Source organism: Floridaenema aerugineum BLCC-F46 (assembly GCF_041929345.1).
Lineage (GTDB): Bacteria > Cyanobacteriota > Cyanobacteriia > Cyanobacteriales > Aerosakkonemataceae > Floridanema > Floridanema aerugineum.
The window spans coordinates 13,903-31,881 of record NZ_JBHFNQ010000260.1 but is presented as its reverse complement, the minus strand read 5'-3'; the positions used below and the strand labels follow the sequence as shown (position 1 = coordinate 31,881).

Genomic DNA, 17,979 nt, shown 5'->3' with positions numbered 1-17,979 from the left:
CCTTTCACCTTGATGATCTAGGTAAATTTTGAGTTGGCGATCGTCAATCCATTAAATTAAAATTCTAATTGCTGAAATGATGTTTAGGGAAATCTTCAACATCTTAAACGAATTTATTATTAGTCTACCAATCAAATTTCAACAGAGCTTAATTTCTCAGGTAATGTAATCAGAAATTCTGTCCCGGCTCCTGGTGCAGAAATAACTTCTATTTTTCCCTTGTGCTTTTGCAATATTTGATAGCAAATAGACAATCCTAAACCCGTACCTTTACCGATTGGTTTGGTTGTAAAAAACGGATCAAATAGTTTGCTTTTAATTTCCGGTGAAATTCCCGAACCGTTATCTTTAATGCTGATTTGAATAGCCAAATTGTTTACCTTTTTAGTTTGAATCACAATTTGAGCCAAAAACTTATTTGCTCCTGAAAATTGTGAATTCTTTACTTCTTCTAACGCATCAATTGCATTAGTCATAATATTCATAAAAACTTGATTTAGCTGTGCTGGATAACATTCGATTAAAGGCAAACTTCCATAATTTTTCACAACTTCAATATCTCGCTTCAGGCGATTATTTAAAATTAGTAGTGTGTTTTCAATTCCCTCATGAATATCGACTGCTTTAATTTCAGCTTCATCTAAACGAGAAAAGTTTCGCAAAGATAGGATGATTTGCCGAATTCGCTCAGTTCCCATTTTCATAGAGGACAAGACTTTCGGAAAATCTTCTTTTAAAAATTGCAAATCAATTGCGGCAATTTCATCTTGAATCACCGCAGTTGGCTGGGGATACTCTTGCTGATATAGTTCGATTAATTGTAGTAGCTCTTCAGCATAAGTATTGGCATATTGAATATTACCGTAAATAAAGTTAACTGGATTATTTATTTCATGAGCAACACCAGCAACTAACTGTCCCAAACTAGACATTTTTTCACTTTGAATCAGTTGCGATTGGGTATGTTTTAGTTGATGTAATGCTTGTTGAAGTTCTTCTGTGCGTTCTTGTACTCTTTGCTCTAATGTTTGACGAGCTAATTCTAATTCATGAGTGTACTCTCCTACCCATTTAACTAACTGATTGATCGAGGTAGCTAGGGAGCCAATTTCATCTTCAGTAGCTACGGGAGCCATCAGTTGAAAATTTGATTGTTTGGTAACTCGCTGCGCTACTTGATTAAGAGTTTCTACAGGATTGGCGATTTGACGACTAGTATAATATCCCAGGACGATCGCGATCGCTACTGATAACAACATACTCGTAATAATAATCAATAGCCGCCAATTTTCTGCTTCAATTAACCTTTGATTTGCTTGAATTTGTTGAGCTTCGGCTGCTTTCTTAATTCGTGTTAAGCTCTCCCCAAGGCGATCGAATTGCACATTAACTTTATCAGTTGATTTTCCACTCATAAAAGTTAATATCTCTTGCTTGGCATTAGAAATTTCTGTTACTTTTAAGTTAGCGGGATCAATTTGCTGCCAAAGTTGTTGAATCAGCTGCGTATATGCTTCTGTGTTCGATTGATAATCCTGCAAAATTTTTTTTAATTCCTTACTGCTAATTACTAATTTATCTTTGTTAGTTTCTCCGAACTGATCGAATTCCAATAAGGTGTTTTTCACTCGATTAACCGAACCAAAAAAATTAGCAGATTCATAGTCAAACCAAATCGACTCTCCCAATACACTAACTAATCTTTGGGGATGCGATCGAATTTGACTCACCCCATTCTCTAATTCGCTAATTAAATATTGCTGCTGATCGGTAACGGCTAGCTGTTTTTGTGCTTGTTTTTGGTAGTAATCTCCAATTAATAACCCAATAGTTGTGCCACAAACGGCTACTCCAATTACCAAAGCGTAACCATAACTAATCTTTTTGGCAATGCTTAAACGAGAGATAAAGCGCCTTACCCACATGAGAAATAAAATATCATCAGAGCTTTTTTGCTTAACTAAATGCAGTGGAAAAACAACCTGGCTTTTTTCCCCATTTTCCGAGATATTTATCGGCTTTTCAAATGTCATGTGCAAAACACTTTAATTCTGAGATAGTTGGATATAGCAGCTTCAGTTATTTACAAACTTTATATCTATATATTGCCCTAATAATTGCCCTTTTTTACCATTCAATACTGACTTTAAGATTATTTCAGCAATCAGTTAACTAAATTAAATTTACTTAGTAAATTTAATTTATTTTTCATCATTAATTAACCTAAATTTAAACTTAGGCGATTATCATGTTCCCCTTAATAATTATAGCTTTCCTAACCCTTGGCTATTGTACAAAACTACCTTGCCCGATCGCTTGATAAACCTCACGGATCATATCATAATTAGAATCAACTGTTGAAATTAACCGAGAACCTTTATATTTGCCCTCTTCAACTGACAAAAGACTGGTCAACAATTTATCTTGATTAGCTAACAATTTGGAACTTATATCTTTAATAAAATTATCATCAAACTTACTATTGGCAACAAATAAATCATCTGGAAGAAGTGGCCCTTTGGCAATTAAAGGTAAGTCCTTTTCCGATAAACCTTGATCTTGGAGAAACTTTTCATACTTCACCGCAGAACCTCCCCAAGCATCAACATTACCTTTTCTTAAAGCCGGAAGTCCATCACCTTTTAACAACAGAATTTTCACATCAGATTTAGGATCTAATCCCGCATCCATTAACATTTTTGTAGGGCCTAAATGTCCACTGGTAGAACCTACCTCCCACATAGCAACTTTTTTGCCTTTTAACTCAGCTACTGACTTGATACCACTATTAGCAGAAACAGAAATAACAGTGTAGTAATTTGGTCGAGTAAGTGCAATTACGGGAACTGCATTTGTTCTGGCACGCATCACTACATATTCAGAAGGTCCTGTGAGTACAAAATCCACTTGATCTAACTGTAAAGCTGCTGCTGCTGCTGTATAACTGCCAAGAGGAACAAACTCAACTTTCTTCTCCAGTATCTCTTCTAATGCAGTTCTTAATGCCCCGTAATCTCGCTGTAAATCTTCTAAGGTTAATGTGTCTGTTACTGAGAATCTTAGCTTTTCGGAGGTAATTTTTGTATTGTTGCCTTTACTTGTTGCTGCGGTACAATTAGCAAGGAACAACAAAGAAAACCAGAAAAAATTCCGTCGTTTCATATTGCTAATTTTCCAACTTTAGGGCTATTTATTGAAAATTTTATCCCCTTTTAAATTTAATTAAAACCGGGATTTTACGGAGAAGCGATCGCATAAATGTACGTTAAGATTAAGTTAAATTTTTAACTGCTAAAACGACGGCGAAAGCGAGGATCAAAATGATGTTTTTTTTGCTGGTTACAATCACGACACAACGTTTGTAAATTACTGATATCATTAGATCCACCACTAGCAAGGGGAATAATGTGATCGATGTTTAATTCAGTCTCCGCACTAGTTTTGCCACAACTTTGACATTGATATTTATCCCGTTGAAAAACATATTTTCTAACTTCTGGAGGAATCCGAATTCTAGGAGTTTTACTCATCTTACCAACCATCACAATAAACGTTCGTTGTAAGCACTTCAGTGCTTAAGTGCTAAAGCACTTACAACTAACTAATAGAGATTACTTGCCTAAACTACTGTCACACAAAGCAGCAAAATCTTCTTTTACCTGCTCAGAGTAATGTCTGGCATAATCCAACACAGCATTGCGCCAATTCAAAGGATTTTCAGTAGCAAAAGCGATTAAATGATCCGTAATCGTAGAGCCTTTTCTTCCTGTACTGCGTAATTGATCCCAAGCTGTAATTTGTCCCATTGTTTTCAGGACTTTCGCTAAACGACTCAGCTTACCATTCCATTCAATCAAATCAATTTTATCTTGAGTTGGTTGTAATTCTCGTAAGATAAAATGACTCCCTGCAAAATCAATTTCTGATAATAAAGCAGGTGGTGTTCCTTGCATCTTTTGTTGAATCCTTACTATTCTTTGCGCTTCATTATCCCAGTTAGGTTGAGGCAAAGTAACATAAGGTTCTAAGGCCGATCGACTCGCTTGTTTGAGATCCAAAATATAGTTATCGTTGGGAGAACCTGTTCCTTCTACTAAAATCCCATAACGCGCCACGCCTAAGCTACCTGTACCAGCTATCCTTTCGGCAACATCCAATACTTGAAAAAAGCTTTTATCTTCCCGCTTAGAAGACCATTTATCAATCAACTCTTTGATTTTATCTTGCTTGTCTTTGGGACATTCACGGAAGCGTCTGCCATCGACCTTGAAGCGACGCTTACCATTTTTTATTTCTGTCCTTCCATCTAAAAAGTCTTTCCGTTTTCGCAGCTTTAAAGCCTCTAAATGTTCTTTTACCATGCCTTGCGATGTTTCTTTTTCCACAGTTCGCGCTTGACCTTTGGCTAAGGTATTACTATAGCTATCTAAATATTCATAGCAAATAGCCATTGCTTCAGATTCTTTTACTCCTATGGTGCTAGCACCCACTAAAATACTAGTGACAAAACGGGTGACATCCCATGTACAAGGAGCGAGTATTCCTTCATCAAAATCATTAATATCAAAGTAAACTAAGCGATTATCGCCTTTGTAACTACCGAAATTTTGTAAGTGTAAATCTCCGCAGTTCCAAACACCTGGGGCTTGGTTTAAGGGCGAATCTTTAGGCCAATCTTCATAAAATAAATGGCAAGTTCCCCGAAAGAATACAAAGGGATCTCGCTGCATTGCTTGATATTTTTTTTGCAATAATTCTGGATTGCGGCCTTGATTAAAAGCAGCTATTCTTTCAACTACGTTTCTGTTCATTTTTATGTGATTTTAAGCGCGAACATCATTAATATATCAAACTTACTCTGAGTTATCAATCCTAAAATTAACTTTCTTTTAAACTTAATTTAACTTTAGATTTTTGCCTAATTTATATATTTAAAAACAGCAAAAATTTAGGTTTATTCATTAGTGATAAACCTAAATTTTTGGATTTAAATTTATAAATCCAGCTTCTTCACCTTCATTCATTAAGGTGCAATATGTGAGTCAACAAAATGTTTAGTTGACCCTTTTTTTGTTATTAAGTATTATTATTCATCATCCGTCTTAGATCGTCAAGTGGCGATTCTGTTTCGATTATTTCTGGTTCTTCAGGTTCAAATTCTAAAGTAACTCTTACTCGAATTTTTCCCTTTTGCCAACCTTTAGCACCGATTTTTAAAACTTCTGCATCTAAGCCATCACCCAACAACTTTTGCATTGCAACTAAATTTTCCAGTTTTACTCCTTTTTCTTGTAAAGCGTAAAGTAGTGTATAAGGTAGCTTGTTTTGGTCATTGGCTGCAAACTCGATAGCCGTTTTTAATTGACCAACTTTGTGTATAGCATTTGAAAATTGTATAACATCATCATTGCTACAATTTTGCAAATAGTAATTGTATTCCATGTTAATCTCCTGAAGTTGTAAGTGTACTATTTACTATTTTCATTCATCATCCGTCTTAAATCGTCAAGCGGTGATTCTGGTTCGATTATTTCTGGAGTATCTGGACAAAATTCTAAGATAACTTTTATGTCCATAATCTCAGAAATTGTGAGGTTTTTTTCCCTCAGTCTGTCATACATCTTTTCAGCCTCTACGTATTTCAATGATTGTTGTTTTAGTGGAGGCAGAAATTTTAAAACAACCTGTATTGTAAGTTTGCCCTTTTGCCAATTTTGAGCACCAAGCCTTAAAACTTCACAATCTATTCCCTCACTAGGCGAACATTGCCAGTTAATTTCATTGAACAAACCATTAAGTATTATGAGTTTTGAATAATCCTCCAAACGTAATTGCATTCGACCGTAATTGAAAGAATCTTTGGCAAATAGAGAAAAGTTTTTCCAAATTTCCTCTTTAAGTTGACCAACTTTCAACATTCTGTTTTGCTCAAAGGACAGTACATCATCATCCCTGTCTAGTAGCTGAAATTTATTACTCATAATCACGATCGCATTGTCTTAGTGAAAAGGTCATTATTTTAGAGTTTTGGTGCGTTACACTGCGTTAACTCAGATCTTGCAGAGTATGGAGGTAGAACCTCCCAACCCTCGTTACCAGGTTCAACCTGGTAACGAGAAATAGAGGCTCCGCCTCCTGGTGCAAGATCTCAGTTAACGCACCCTACATACTGTTTACTCGGAAGTTTCTGCGACTTCTTCGTTCAGAACAACGGGAATAAAATCAGCTTCGCGGATTTCTGGGAGAACTTTTTCATACAGTTGCATTGCTTGTAAACAAGCATTGATTCCCGAAATTGCTTGATTGTATTCCTCCATTTTTTGTTTAACTTCTTGCAAAAAGCGATCGTTTCGGGCAATTTTTTCAGCAGCTTCTTTTGCTAAGGCTTTCTCTAAATAAGCACGCGCTTGATTGTATTGTTGCAGGATTTCATCTGCTTGGTGAGTCGCCATTGGTAACAATTGGGTGTTAATTGTTTGGTTGATGGTTTGGCGGAAGTTGCGTTTAATTGTGGTGGAAACTTTGGGCTCAAAGTCTAACTTTAAAAGTTGGCGAATTGCTGGTTCTGCTTCTACCATGCTTTCGCAGTCGTAACCTTGAGAAGTTTGTAGTAAAGTTTGGCGGAATTGATAAATTGAAAAAGTTCCTTCATCGTAAAAACGAGGACTTTCTCGCACGTAGCGATCGCACTCCACCTTAGCCTCACTAATCAAAGCTTGAGTTATCTGTTTTTCCAACCCTTTCAACTGTTGCTCAATCCCACCATCATTCCCTAAAAGTCGGTACAAACTCCGATAATAATCCGACTTCCGAATTCGCTCAATTAAACGTTGGAAAAAACTAGCAATTACTTCCTGGGAAGACTCCACTAAAATATCTTCTAATTGATTAGATAAAGAGTAAAGTGCTTCCACCAAAACTGCTAACAAAGGCGCAGTAGCATTGCGAGGATGACTCAAAGTTGCACGTTGATAAGCTGCTCTCACAGAAAAACCATCTAACAACTCATCTAAACGGCGAATCATCCGCGATTGCAACTTGTTAAAATCCTCCTCAAAATATTGGCAAGTATTTGTCACCACTTGGTTAATCTCATCCGCTATATGTTGGCGAAATTCCTGTCCAATTTGTTGCAATTGCTGATTTAATCTACTCAACTCCTGCGCTTTCATCGCTTCGATTTCACGAGGTTGACTATCCAATTCTCGGTATATTGATAAATAGTGTTTCCGCAGAGTAATACACAAAGGTTGTAAGTCATCAGCCAAGCTAGCAAAGAGTTGGGGACGTTTTTCTAAAGTCAAGTAACGAGTAATTGCTTCCCGAAATTCATCAATCCCGCTATCTTGAATTAGTTGATTAATTAACGGTGTTCCCCATTCGGAAAGGATACGCACATAATTTTCATTTGGTGACTCATAGCCATTAATCGAAACCCGAAAATTACTGGGTAACTTACGGGAAGTGCCACAATAGTTATTAAAAGCATAGACAAATTGTGGTGTTTCTTCTTGTCCATTTAAACCTTTGACACTTTCCACAAAGACGGTATCTAAACCATAGCGATCGCGCCCACTAGTACCCTTAATTTGACTGCCATAAAATCCCAACAAACCGCTAGTTTTATAAACCTTTGGTGTATCCCGGAATTGCGAATGAATCAACTCTTCTAAGCGTTGTCTTAATTGGCTATTGTACCAAGTTTCATCGATGCGATTGAAAATGTAGAAAACGCGATCGCGAATCCCCAGATTTGCCCGCATTTTTTCTAATAATTCCGTTTCTTCTGTTGTCATATCACCCGCCGATGCAGGTTTCAAAACACAGACAACCGCTGATGTTTCGGGATCTTCAATTTTCCGATAAGTTAATTCTGCATCTTTCTTAACTGGCGCATCAATTCCTGGCATATCAATTAACACATTACCATCTTGCAATAACGGATGATAACAGTGATATTCAATGCGTTTTAAAACTGCACTATTACTCCCCCGTCGCGCATAACTCGCCGCTTCTTTGAGATTAGAAAAATTAAATTGTTCCATTGAATAAGTCGCGTTATTCAAAGTATGAATATGTTCTCGATTTGCCACATATCCTTCTAATAACAATAACAGTGCCTTCGCCTGTTTCGCCCGTTCCGATTTACTCTCGCCACCTTCATGCTGAACTATTGCTTCGCATCCTTGACAAAGCAAATCAATTACTTCTGGTTGATTGATGTTTTGTGGTGCTGATAAACCTAATTTTTTACATAAAGTTAGTGCTTGTTCGCGAATTTCCGCCTCACTTAAAAAGGTTAAAACAACTCGTTCTTCATCCTCAGTTTCCGCATATTCGATATAACATTCGGTTCCGGTAGCGTGCCCTTCCGCACTGTAAAGCAACTCCCTTTCCAGCAAAGCGTTGATTAGCATGGATTTCCCCGCACTAAACGCACCCGCAAAGACAATTTCAAACTTGGGAGAAATCGCCTTTCTCAAGGAAGCTTGTACAGATGTGGTATCCTGCGATCGCAAAGATGCTTCCTGATGCAACAGTTGTAATATTAGTTCAACTTGTTTTTGTAAGTTTTGACACTGTGGCAATAATTGAGTCATGGTAACTTTTTGAGAAATTTCTTACTTCTCCTTTCAGTATTCCCAGACTACTGCCAAAAACTCACACCATAACTGGTTAGTTTTTGGTTTAATTTTAGCGATCGCCAAACAACTTTGCATCTCAAAGGTTGTAAACTAAGTAAATTAAAAAACTTTCCTCTTAGAAAAAAATGAAACTTGATAAGAACTATCCCTCTCTCTCCCTCTCCCAGAGGTTCAAAACTTGGTTAATTCTACTCGTCACAACTCTGCTTTTGGTTGTTGCAGTACCAGTTTATGCCCAACAAACAACTACTACTAGTACTACTGGGAATGCAGTAGACGGTTTTCCTGTAGTTTTGGATGGTAAAGAACTTTTCCGAGTTAAACAAGGAATTCCTGGGATTGCTACGGCTGAAGAAAGGGCAGCTATTATTAAACAAAGATTGCTTACAGTTGCCAATGATTCTACTATTTTACCAGAAGCTATTCAAGCCGAAAAGCGGGGAAACGACTTATTCGTAAAAGCCGGAGATAAGGTTTTATTTACGATTATTAAGGAAGATGCAGTTATCTATAATAAAAGCCGGGAAATTCTCGCCCAAGAAGCCACTAAATTTATTCAAGCTTCGATAGTTAAGTACCGAGAAGAACGCAAGGCTGAAAATTTAGTTAAGGGTGCAGTTTTAGCAGTTATCACCACTATTGCATTACTGCTTTTCTTCAGATTTCTGCAAAAAATAGTCACCAAATTACTAGCTAAAATTAGATATGCGCGGAACGCAGATGCACTAGAGTTAAGAATTAAAAATATTCAAGTCTTGGGTTCCAATGCTATGAGTTATTTGCTGAGCGGATTTGTTCGTTTAGGTAGATTAGCAATAATTTTGCTCAGCCTTTATGTTTATTTACCTTTTGTTTTAAGTCAATTTCCCGTAACCAAACCTTTAGGTGATAGCATTCTCAAAGATATTGCTGTTCAAATTGAGCAACTAGTAGAAGGTTTTAGTAAATACCTGCCAAACTTGCTGACTATTGGAATTATTGCTCTGCTCACTATTTATGTAATTGAATTCGCTAAATTGGTAATTTCTGAATTGGGGAGAGATGATGCCTATCCCTGGTTTTATCCAGAGTGGATACAGCCTACCAATCGTTTAGTTACATTTTTAATTGTAGCGATCGCCGTAGTAGTTGCTGGCCCTTTTTTACCCGGATTTGGTTCACCCGCATTTCAAGGTGTTTCCCTATTTTTAGGCGCAATATTCACCTTGGGTTCTTCATCCGCCGTAGCCAATGCCGTTTCTGGAATAATTTTAATTTATACTCGTTCTTTTCAAATCGGCGATTTTGTTGCTATTGGAGATACCAGAGGTTCAGTAATTGAAAAGTCTCTTTTCGTTACCCGAATTATCAACCCTAAAAAAGAAGTAATTACCATGCCTAACGCGAAAATTCTCGGTAGTGATGTAAGAAATTTCAGTGTTGTTCAGCGGGAATCACATCAGGGTTTAGTATTATATACAACCATTACTTTAGGATATGATGTGCCTTGGCGAAAAGTGCATGAAGTGTTAATTAAAGCAGCTGGAGCTACAAAATATATAATGGCAGAACCGCGTCCGTTTGTATTACAAACAAGTTTAAATGATTACCACATCAGTTATGAAATAAATGCCTTTACCGATCACCCGGAATTAATGCCAGAAATTTATTCTGATTTGCATCAAAATATTCAAGACTATTGCAATCAAGCCGGAATTGAAATTCTCTCTCCTGCTTATACTTCGATTCGTGACGGTAATCATTCAACTATGCCAGCTGATTATTTACCTGATGATTACACTCCACCAACTTTTGGCATTAGTAGTCAAAATGGTCATTAATTAAACCTCTTTAACAGGAAGTTTAATTACAGCAAAATTTTCTAAAATTTCGGAATCAAGCTGATTTTTGGTTCCGGTTTCTGTATTTTTAAACAATGCTGTAAATGCACCAGCACCTAATTTATCTTGCGGTAGCATTCGGTAACAGGGGAGGTGGGTTAAGTGCGATCGATAATCCCGTAAATGCTCAACTTCGATCGCCTCAAATTGCGGAAACTTCTTCATCAACCATTGACAAACTTCCTCATTTTCTTCCGGCGAATAAGTACAAGTCATATAAGCTAAATACCCCTGTGGTGCGACAATTTTCGCAGAATTAGCAATAATTCTCTTTTGCCTATTCGCACATTGATTAATATTAGCAGGGTGAAAACATCCCACCGCTTTTTCACCTTTCGCTAACAAAGATTGTCCCGTACAAGGAGCATCAACAATCACCAAATCACTAATTTGAGCAAAGCTTTCTGCTAAAACACTTGAATCTCTATTAATTACAATAGATGGCTGAATTTGGCAACGTTTTAAATTAGAAATTAACATCCCCAACCTTTTACCAATCACCTCATTACTAATTAATAATTCTGGTTGGAAAAGTCGCCAAGCAAAAATTCCCTTCCCTCCCGGTGCAGCACACATATCAAAAACTACCTTGACTGGAGAGGTAATTGTTAACAGAATAGAAGCAGCAAACACCGAAGAAAAGTCTAAGCAGTAATAAAAGCCTTGATTGTGTAAAGAATATTGCCCTGGTTTGCTATCTAAAGCTAATCTATCAATAAAGTTTGGTTGCCAAGCTGTCGGAGTTTCAACTAAAAAAGGCAATTCATCCGGTTTTTCTCGACACCAAAGAATGCCAGGGTTAAAAGGTTGAGGCTGAGTTAATGCTGTAATAAATTTTTCCTGTGAAGTAGGATCTGTAAATAAACGACGGCTGAGTTTAATTAGTAAGTTAGAAGCTTTTTCCATATAGGGACGGTTACACAAACTGTCATATTTAAGTCGAAAACACGGATTAGCTAGTTAAACTAAATCTATGCCAGTTACATTTTAGACTGAGATCTGTCTATAAAAATCTTCTTTTAGTTGGAATGATTAATTTTTTTGAACCGCAGAGGACGCAGAGGACGCAGAGAAGATTTTAGTTTGTAGGGTGCGTCAAACAAGCTAAAAATTCCCTTAATTTAAATATTTTAAGTCTGACGCACCTTACGATCGCAATAGTTCCATAAGTTTAGTATTTATTTAGGATGGTTATATGGTTTCAGATAAGTTTCGTCATCAGTTACGTCAAGAAGTTGAAAAATGGCAAGCTGAGGGGTTAATTAATCAGTCCCAATATGAATCATTATCCCAACGCTATCAATTTAATACGCTTGATACTTCTGCCCGTAATCGTTTTATTGTAATTCTGATTGGTTTAGGAAGTCTCCTGTTAGGGTTGGCTGTTATTACTTTTGTTGCAGCAAATTGGCAAGATTGGTCAAGAGAATTTCGGGTTTTGTTATTGCTGAGTGTATTTATTGGGGTGAATATTGCTGGGTTCTATTTATGGCGATATCCTACTGAACAATGGCAAAATCGTTTGGGTCGGGGATTACTATTATTAGGGGCGCTAATATTAGGTGCAAATATGGCACTAATGGCGCAAATGTTTCATCAAAGTGGTTCCCCTGCTGGATTATATATAGTTTGGGGAATTGGTGTGTTGGCAATGGCTTATAGTTTACGTCTCACTTTGTTGGGAATACTGTCAATTTTGTTGATCGTAATTGGCTATTGGACGGGATTTTTTCAATCCTATTCAATAGAAGATTTTTCTTGGTTGAAGTTAGTTTTACAAAATATGCCACTGTTAGCAAGTTTGATGTTTATTCCTTTAGCATATTGGTGTCGATCGCAATGGTTATTCGGTATCAGCGCGATCGCAGTCATCACCTCCCTAGAAGTAAACTTAAACCAAATCCAGCTTCCTGGAACATTTTTACAATCATTAATTACTACAATGGCGTTTGTCATGCCCCCAGCATTATTATGGGGATATGATGATAATTTTTGGCAATTCAGATTAACTGCTGATTCTGCAAGTAAGCCGTTTCAAGTAATAGCCAGAAACTTAGCTTTAGCGTTTTTGGCAGTTTTATATTACCTGTTCTCCTTTCAGTATTTTTGGACTTCAACACCAGATAATTCAGACAATAAACTTACCTGGGACAGCATTTTATTACTAGTAAATGTAGTAGTTCTGGGTTTATTCACACTTTGGGAATGGTTACGCTTAGGACAAAGGATCGATCGCAATACCGCCGTTGTCGCTGGCTTGATTATCATTACTGGAATTACCGTTTTCTTTCATCTTAACTTTGCTCTCATTCCCGCATTTGCCATCTTTATTTTCAACGCTGTTCTATTTGTTCTCGCCGCAGGTTTGATCCGGGAAGCATTAACAATAGGCGAAAGACGCGGATTTTGGGGTGGCATAATATTACTAACCTTACAAATTGCTAGCCGAATGTTAGAATATGACACAAATTTGTTATTTAAAGCCTTGGTTTTATTCCTTTGCGGTGTTGGTATTATTGTCGCCGGACTCTGGTTTGAACGCTATCTCAGAAACTTTAATCCTCAATAGCAACTAGCACAATCGTAGGGTGCGTCAGACCTATAATCTTTACATTAAGGCAAGTTTTAACTTTTCTGACGCACCTGACAAACTTAGGATTCTTTTACCACAGATAAACACAGATGAATACTAATAATAATTCCGAAAATTCCCCTACCATTCGTTCTTGGAGATTTTGGCTACCTTTAGCTTTTCAAACAGCTTTAATTGTTGCTATTCCTGCTCAAGCTATTCTGGTTCACTTAACTGGAAAAACTGCCATTCTCCAAACTATACCAGTCGATCCTTATGACTTATTACGAGGTTATTCTCAAACTCTTAGTTATGATATTTCCCGACAACAAAGTTTAGAAAAGTTACCAGGTTGGAAAGAGTTAAACAACCAAAAAAGAGACTCTTTAAACTTATATGTAATTCTGGAAGCACCCAAAGAACAAACCTCTTCAGGTCGTCCTAAACCTTGGAAACCTATTGCACTGAGCACTTCTCGTCCTGTAGATCTGCCAAAAAACCAAGTTGCTCTGAAAGGTCGATTACGTTACGGTACAGTTACTTATGGACTGGAAAGTTATTATTTTCCAGAAAATCAACGGGAACAGTTCAACAAAGATATTAGTCAAGCGCAAACAGGAGTTGAGCGATCGCAAGGAAAACCGTTACCCTTCGTCGTGGAAGTCAAAATAGACTCCCAAGGTAATTCAGTTCCCGTGAGTTTGTGGGTGCGCGATCGCAACTACCGTTTCTAACACTAGTCATCACGCTTCATTTGCCAAGTCGCACCGAGTCCCGCACCAAGTCCCGCAATTAACCCGGTACTCATACCTTGGATAGTTGACATCAGGGGAGTTTGAGTTATGCACTGTTTGCTGGGTGATTCAGCTAACCAACAGCGATTGCTTTCCGCCCAGCTAGCAGTCCCCCCCAGCACCACACCAACAGCACTACAAGCCAAAATATATAAGAAGAAACGATTAACTTTTTTAGTTTGGGGACTTTGCTGTTTTCTATCCATAGAAAGATGTAATTTTTAAAACTACTTGTCTAATCCGGCTTAATATATTCTGCCCTTAAAACCGATAAATGTTATCGTTTTTTGATTAGCAAATCTAAAGTAAACACCGTGAAAAACCATTTTAATATAAGCAAAACTGATAAATCCCCGGTTGAGAATGTGGAGGAACGACAAAAATCCAAAGATCAAATCCTTTACTTATTAAAAATGCAGGGAGCCCAAACCGCTACTAACATTGCCAAGCAGCTTGGAGTATCAGCAATGGCTGTTCGTCAACATTTACAAGTACTCCGAGGCGAAAAATGGGTAACATACTACCAAGAACGCCGCCCCCAAGGTCGTCCCGTCAAGCTTTGGCATTTGACCGAACATTGTACCAGTCAGTTCCCCGATAGTCACGCTGATTTAATGGTTGATTTATTGCGGGGAGTGGAAACAGTTTTTGGTAGTTCGGGATTAGAAAAACTTTTGGCGGAACGGACTGGGCGGCAAATTCAAGCTTATACTGCCAGAAGTGCTGAGATTGCTAAAGGTAAAGATTGGGCCCAAAAGGTAAAAGCGATCGCCCATTTGCGAGATCAAGAAGGCTACATGGCAGAGGTAGTTGCTCAACCCGATGATGCCTTATTGTTAGTAGAAAATCACTGTCCTGTGCGATCGGCAGCGAGTAGTTGTCAATTATTATGCCGTTCCGAATTAGAAGTTTTTCGCACTTTATTAGGCGCAGAAGTTTCTATTCAACGAGTAGAACATATTTTGCAGGGCGATCGCCGTTGTGCCTATTTAATCAAAAAAGTATAAAAACTAGATCCCCGACAACTTCTGCTTTCCTCGGGGATCTGGGAAGCATTAACTAATCAATCCGCATATTATAAGGTAATCGAGCATAAACATTCAGCGGATCGTTGAAGTTAGCTAACATTTGCAATTCCTCTGTTAAATGCTGATAAGTTTCCGCAAAAGGGCCAAACTTCATCGCTGTATTTACTGGCTGTTCTTCACTAGAAATAGCTGGGAGATAGCTAAACAAATTTTTCAATATCCGTTCTTCCAAAGAACCACTTCGACTAAATTGTTTTAGTTCCCAATCATCGCCTAGTTTAGCTTCTTTAGCAGCATATTTCACTGCTTCATTGATGCCGCCAATCTCATCAACTAACCCAATTTGTTTGGCTGCTAAACCTGACCAAACTCTTCCTTGGGCTATTTCTTGAACTTTCCTAGCTGTTAGCTTACGGGAATCAGCAACTTTCCCAACAAATTGGTAGTAAATCTGGTCAACTGTCTTTTGATAAATTGCCAATTCTTCTGGGCTTTTTGGGCGAGAAACCGTTTGGGAATCAGCAAACCGACCAGTTTTTACCACATCCCAATTAACTCCATTATTATTAGCTAATTTTTGCAGATTTGGTAAGACTCCAAACACGCCTATAGAACCAGTAATGGTGTTTGGTTCAGCAAAAATTCGGTTGGCATAAGTGGAAATCCAATAACCACCAGAAGCAGCATAATTTCCCATTGAAACTATAACTGGTTTAACCTGACGAGTTAGTTTTACTTCTCTTTGAATCACTTCCGAAGCAGTCGCACTACCGCCTGGGCTATTCACCCTTAAAATTACTGCTTTCACATCTTTATTCTGTCGCAGTTGGCGTAGTTGTCTGGCAATGCGATCGCCTCCGACCTGCCTTAAACTGCCTTCTCCACTGACAATTTCTCCTTCCGCATAAACCATAGCAATTTTATTTCTTGATGAGCGTTCTTTACCTACTTCGGAATCAGGAACTCTGGCATAAGTACTTAGGTTAATTTGGCGGAAAGTTTTGTCATCTTCATTATCACTACCAGTCAGTTTTTTTAAGTCAGTTACTACCTGATCGAAATAGGCTACTTTATCTACTAGGCGGCTTTTTTTTGCGTCATTCGCCATTAGCAAGCCTTGATTGTCTGCGATCGTCTGAATTTGTTGTGGACTTAATTGGCGACTTTTACCAATTGTGGCGCGGAAATCACCCCAAAGATCATTCAATAATCTTTGAGTTTGTTGGCGATTCTCGGAACTAAATGCTTTAAGAATTAATGGTTCCACAGCTGACTTATACTTACCAACCCGAAGTATCTGTACTCCAATACCATACTTTTCTAAAGCACCACTCAAAAATATAGTTTCTGAACGTAAGCCATTGATTTCTACAGCACCCATAGGATTAACTATGATGGTGTTTGCTACTGAGCCTAAATAATAATTTGGTTCATCCCAATCTACATCATAAGCAATAATCTTTTTCCCAGTAGCTTTAAAGTTTTCTAGCGCTCTTCTCACTTCTTTGAGAATCGCAAAACCAGAAATTCCCCCTTCTGATTCCCCACTTCCATCTAAATAGATAGCAACAATTCGCTCATCTGCTGCTGCCCTATTAATTGTTTCTAAAACTGTGCGGAGAGTCAGTGCATTGTCTCTTTCTCCCGATACAGCTTTTTGTAACAATTCTCCTGTACCTGAGCCGGGGTTAGTATCAGTAATTCTCGTAGATAAGTCAAATACTAATACTGATTTATCTTTAACTTGTGGCCCTGTATCTTTCATTGCAGCTGAAATTAGCAAGAAAATTAAACCGCCAGTACACAAACCAAAGAAAATCAGAATACCGAGAAAACTGGCAAAGGTATATTTGAGAAAATCACGCATTTTAGCCATCAATTCTTAGCCATTAATTGTTAGTTGTTAGTTGTTAGTTGTTAGTTGTTTTGCTACCAACGACTAGCTACTAACCACTATCCTAATCTTTTTAAGGCTTTTGAGTGTTTCAAATCTTTGAGAGTGGCATTACCTGTGCAAAATAACACAGTGGTAATTTCTGCCATTAATACCTGCACCAGTTCGTGTAATGCTGCTTCCGAGACAGCCGCAGCTTGCAAAAACGGCATTGCTAGACCTGCGAGATCTGCGCCGAGTGCGATCGCCTTCGCCACCTCCAAGCCATCCCGCAAGCCTCCAGAAGCAATCAAAGGCACATCAGGCGCAACATCCCGAACGCTCACAATACATTCTGCCGTAGGAATGCCCCAATCGGTAAAAGTTCGCCCCAAGCGTCGCTGCATGGGATCTTGCGCCCTTTCGCTTTCCACTTTCGCCCAAGAAGTACCACCCGCGCCAGCCACATCAATTCCCGCTACACCCGCATCAATTAACTTTTGCGCCATTTCCCCAGAAATCCCATTACCCACTTCTTTGGCAATTACAGGTACAGGCAATTTTTTACACAACTTAGCAATTTTGGCTAACAATCCCCGAAAATTAGTATCTCCTTTGGTTTGTACGCATTCTTGCAATGGATTCAAATGTAAAATTAAGGCATCTGCTGCTAATAAATCGATAACTTTTTCACATTGATCGATGCCATATTCATAGTTTAATTGAACAGCGCCCAAGTTAGCGAATAAGAGAGCGTTGGGGGCGTGCGATCGGACCGCAAAAGTTTTCCCCACCTGCGGATCTTCCACCGCTACCCTTTGGGAACCTACCCCCATTGCAATATTATAATGTTGCGCTATTTTTGCCAACCTCTGATTAATTTCTCCTGCAAATTCCGTACCTCCAGTCATCGAAGATATTAGCAAAGGCGCAGCTAACTTTTTACCGAAAAAACTAGTTGTTAAATCTATTTCATCCCGATTAATTTCTGGTAAACAACAGTGAGTAAACTTATAATTTTCCAGACCGTTAGTAGTTTGCTGAAATTGTACAGATTCTTCCAGACAGATTCGCAAATGGTCTGCTTTCCGCACCTGAGTTTCCGCCATAAATCTATTTAATCTATGTTTATATGAGACAGTAGCCTTACTAATTATAATTCATTATTTATGTGAAAATTTTTACTC

15 protein-coding genes are annotated in these 17,979 nt (G+C 38.1%); 4 read left to right on the top strand and 11 right to left on the bottom strand.

What is annotated here, in order from left to right:
* Window positions 1-131 precede the first annotated feature (131 nt).
* The 7 genes from ACE1CC_RS35580 to ACE1CC_RS35550 all read right to left on the bottom strand — a co-directional run bounded on the left by ACE1CC_RS35580 (window position 132) and on the right by ACE1CC_RS35550 (window position 8,600).
* A complete protein-coding gene (locus tag ACE1CC_RS35580; protein ID WP_413275161.1) occupies window positions 132-2,033 on the bottom strand; it encodes a sensor histidine kinase in 1,902 nt (633 codons plus the stop codon).
* Between the two features lie 253 nt (window positions 2,034-2,286).
* Complete coding sequence (locus ACE1CC_RS35575) at window positions 2,287-3,162, bottom strand: PhnD/SsuA/transferrin family substrate-binding protein (RefSeq protein ID WP_413275160.1); 876 nt, start codon at window positions 3,160-3,162, stop codon at window positions 2,287-2,289.
* A 122-nt stretch (window positions 3,163-3,284) separates the two neighbouring features.
* Entirely contained in the window at window positions 3,285-3,530 is a 246-nt protein-coding gene (locus ACE1CC_RS35570) for an HNH endonuclease (protein ID WP_413275159.1), read from the bottom strand.
* An 81-nt stretch (window positions 3,531-3,611) separates the two neighbouring features.
* The gene (locus ACE1CC_RS35565; protein WP_413275158.1) at window positions 3,612-4,811 is read right to left on the bottom strand and encodes a DUF2252 domain-containing protein; all 1,200 of its coding nucleotides are present in this window, start codon (window positions 4,809-4,811) and stop codon (window positions 3,612-3,614) included.
* Window positions 4,812-5,076: 265 nt separating this feature from the next.
* Complete coding sequence (locus tag ACE1CC_RS35560; RefSeq protein WP_413275157.1) at window positions 5,077-5,442, bottom strand: KGK domain-containing protein; 366 nt, start codon at window positions 5,440-5,442, stop codon at window positions 5,077-5,079.
* A 26-nt stretch (window positions 5,443-5,468) separates the two neighbouring features.
* Window positions 5,469-5,981, bottom strand: a complete 513-nt coding sequence (locus tag ACE1CC_RS35555; RefSeq protein ID WP_413275156.1) for a KGK domain-containing protein — start codon at window positions 5,979-5,981, stop codon at window positions 5,469-5,471.
* 192 nt (window positions 5,982-6,173) lie between these two features.
* The gene (locus ACE1CC_RS35550; protein WP_413275155.1) at window positions 6,174-8,600 is read right to left on the bottom strand and encodes a dynamin family protein; all 2,427 of its coding nucleotides are present in this window, start codon (window positions 8,598-8,600) and stop codon (window positions 6,174-6,176) included.
* 170 nt (window positions 8,601-8,770) lie between these two features.
* Here ACE1CC_RS35550 and ACE1CC_RS35545 point away from each other — a divergent pair, with 170 nt between their 5' ends.
* Entirely contained in the window at window positions 8,771-10,465 is a 1,695-nt protein-coding gene (locus ACE1CC_RS35545) for a mechanosensitive ion channel family protein (RefSeq protein ID WP_413275154.1), read from the top strand.
* Here ACE1CC_RS35545 and ACE1CC_RS35540 read toward each other — a convergent pair whose 3' ends face one another.
* A complete protein-coding gene (locus ACE1CC_RS35540) occupies window positions 10,466-11,431 on the bottom strand; it encodes an RsmB/NOP family class I SAM-dependent RNA methyltransferase (RefSeq protein ID WP_413275153.1) in 966 nt (321 codons plus the stop codon).
* Between the two features lie 289 nt (window positions 11,432-11,720).
* On the opposite strand from ACE1CC_RS35540, the gene ACE1CC_RS35535 reads away from it, so the two are divergent.
* Both ACE1CC_RS35535 and ACE1CC_RS35530 read left to right on the top strand, forming a co-directional pair.
* A complete protein-coding gene (locus tag ACE1CC_RS35535) occupies window positions 11,721-13,094 on the top strand; it encodes a DUF2157 domain-containing protein (protein ID WP_413275152.1) in 1,374 nt (457 codons plus the stop codon).
* Window positions 13,095-13,207: 113 nt separating this feature from the next.
* Window positions 13,208-13,831 (top strand): GDYXXLXY domain-containing protein, encoded by a 624-nt coding sequence (locus ACE1CC_RS35530; RefSeq protein ID WP_413275151.1) that lies wholly within the window; start codon window positions 13,208-13,210, stop codon window positions 13,829-13,831.
* 2 nt (window positions 13,832-13,833) lie between these two features.
* Here ACE1CC_RS35530 and ACE1CC_RS35525 read toward each other — a convergent pair whose 3' ends face one another.
* Window positions 13,834-14,097, bottom strand: coding sequence for a hypothetical protein (locus tag ACE1CC_RS35525; protein ID WP_413275150.1), 264 nt, complete (start codon window positions 14,095-14,097; stop codon window positions 13,834-13,836).
* Window positions 14,098-14,205: 108 nt separating this feature from the next.
* Here ACE1CC_RS35525 and ACE1CC_RS35520 point away from each other — a divergent pair, with 108 nt between their 5' ends.
* Window positions 14,206-14,898, top strand: a complete 693-nt coding sequence (locus tag ACE1CC_RS35520; protein WP_413275149.1) for a helix-turn-helix transcriptional regulator — start codon at window positions 14,206-14,208, stop codon at window positions 14,896-14,898.
* Between the two features lie 52 nt (window positions 14,899-14,950).
* Here the strand turns inward: ACE1CC_RS35520 and sppA are convergent, their stop codons facing one another.
* The gene (sppA, locus tag ACE1CC_RS35515; protein ID WP_413275198.1) at window positions 14,951-16,786 is read right to left on the bottom strand and encodes a signal peptide peptidase SppA; all 1,836 of its coding nucleotides are present in this window, start codon (window positions 16,784-16,786) and stop codon (window positions 14,951-14,953) included.
* 86 nt (window positions 16,787-16,872) lie between these two features.
* Window positions 16,873-17,901: a type 2 isopentenyl-diphosphate Delta-isomerase gene (gene fni, locus ACE1CC_RS35510; RefSeq protein ID WP_413275148.1), complete on the bottom strand. Its 1,029-nt coding sequence runs from the start codon at window positions 17,899-17,901 to the stop codon at window positions 16,873-16,875.
* Between the last annotated feature and the right edge of the window lie 78 nt (window positions 17,902-17,979).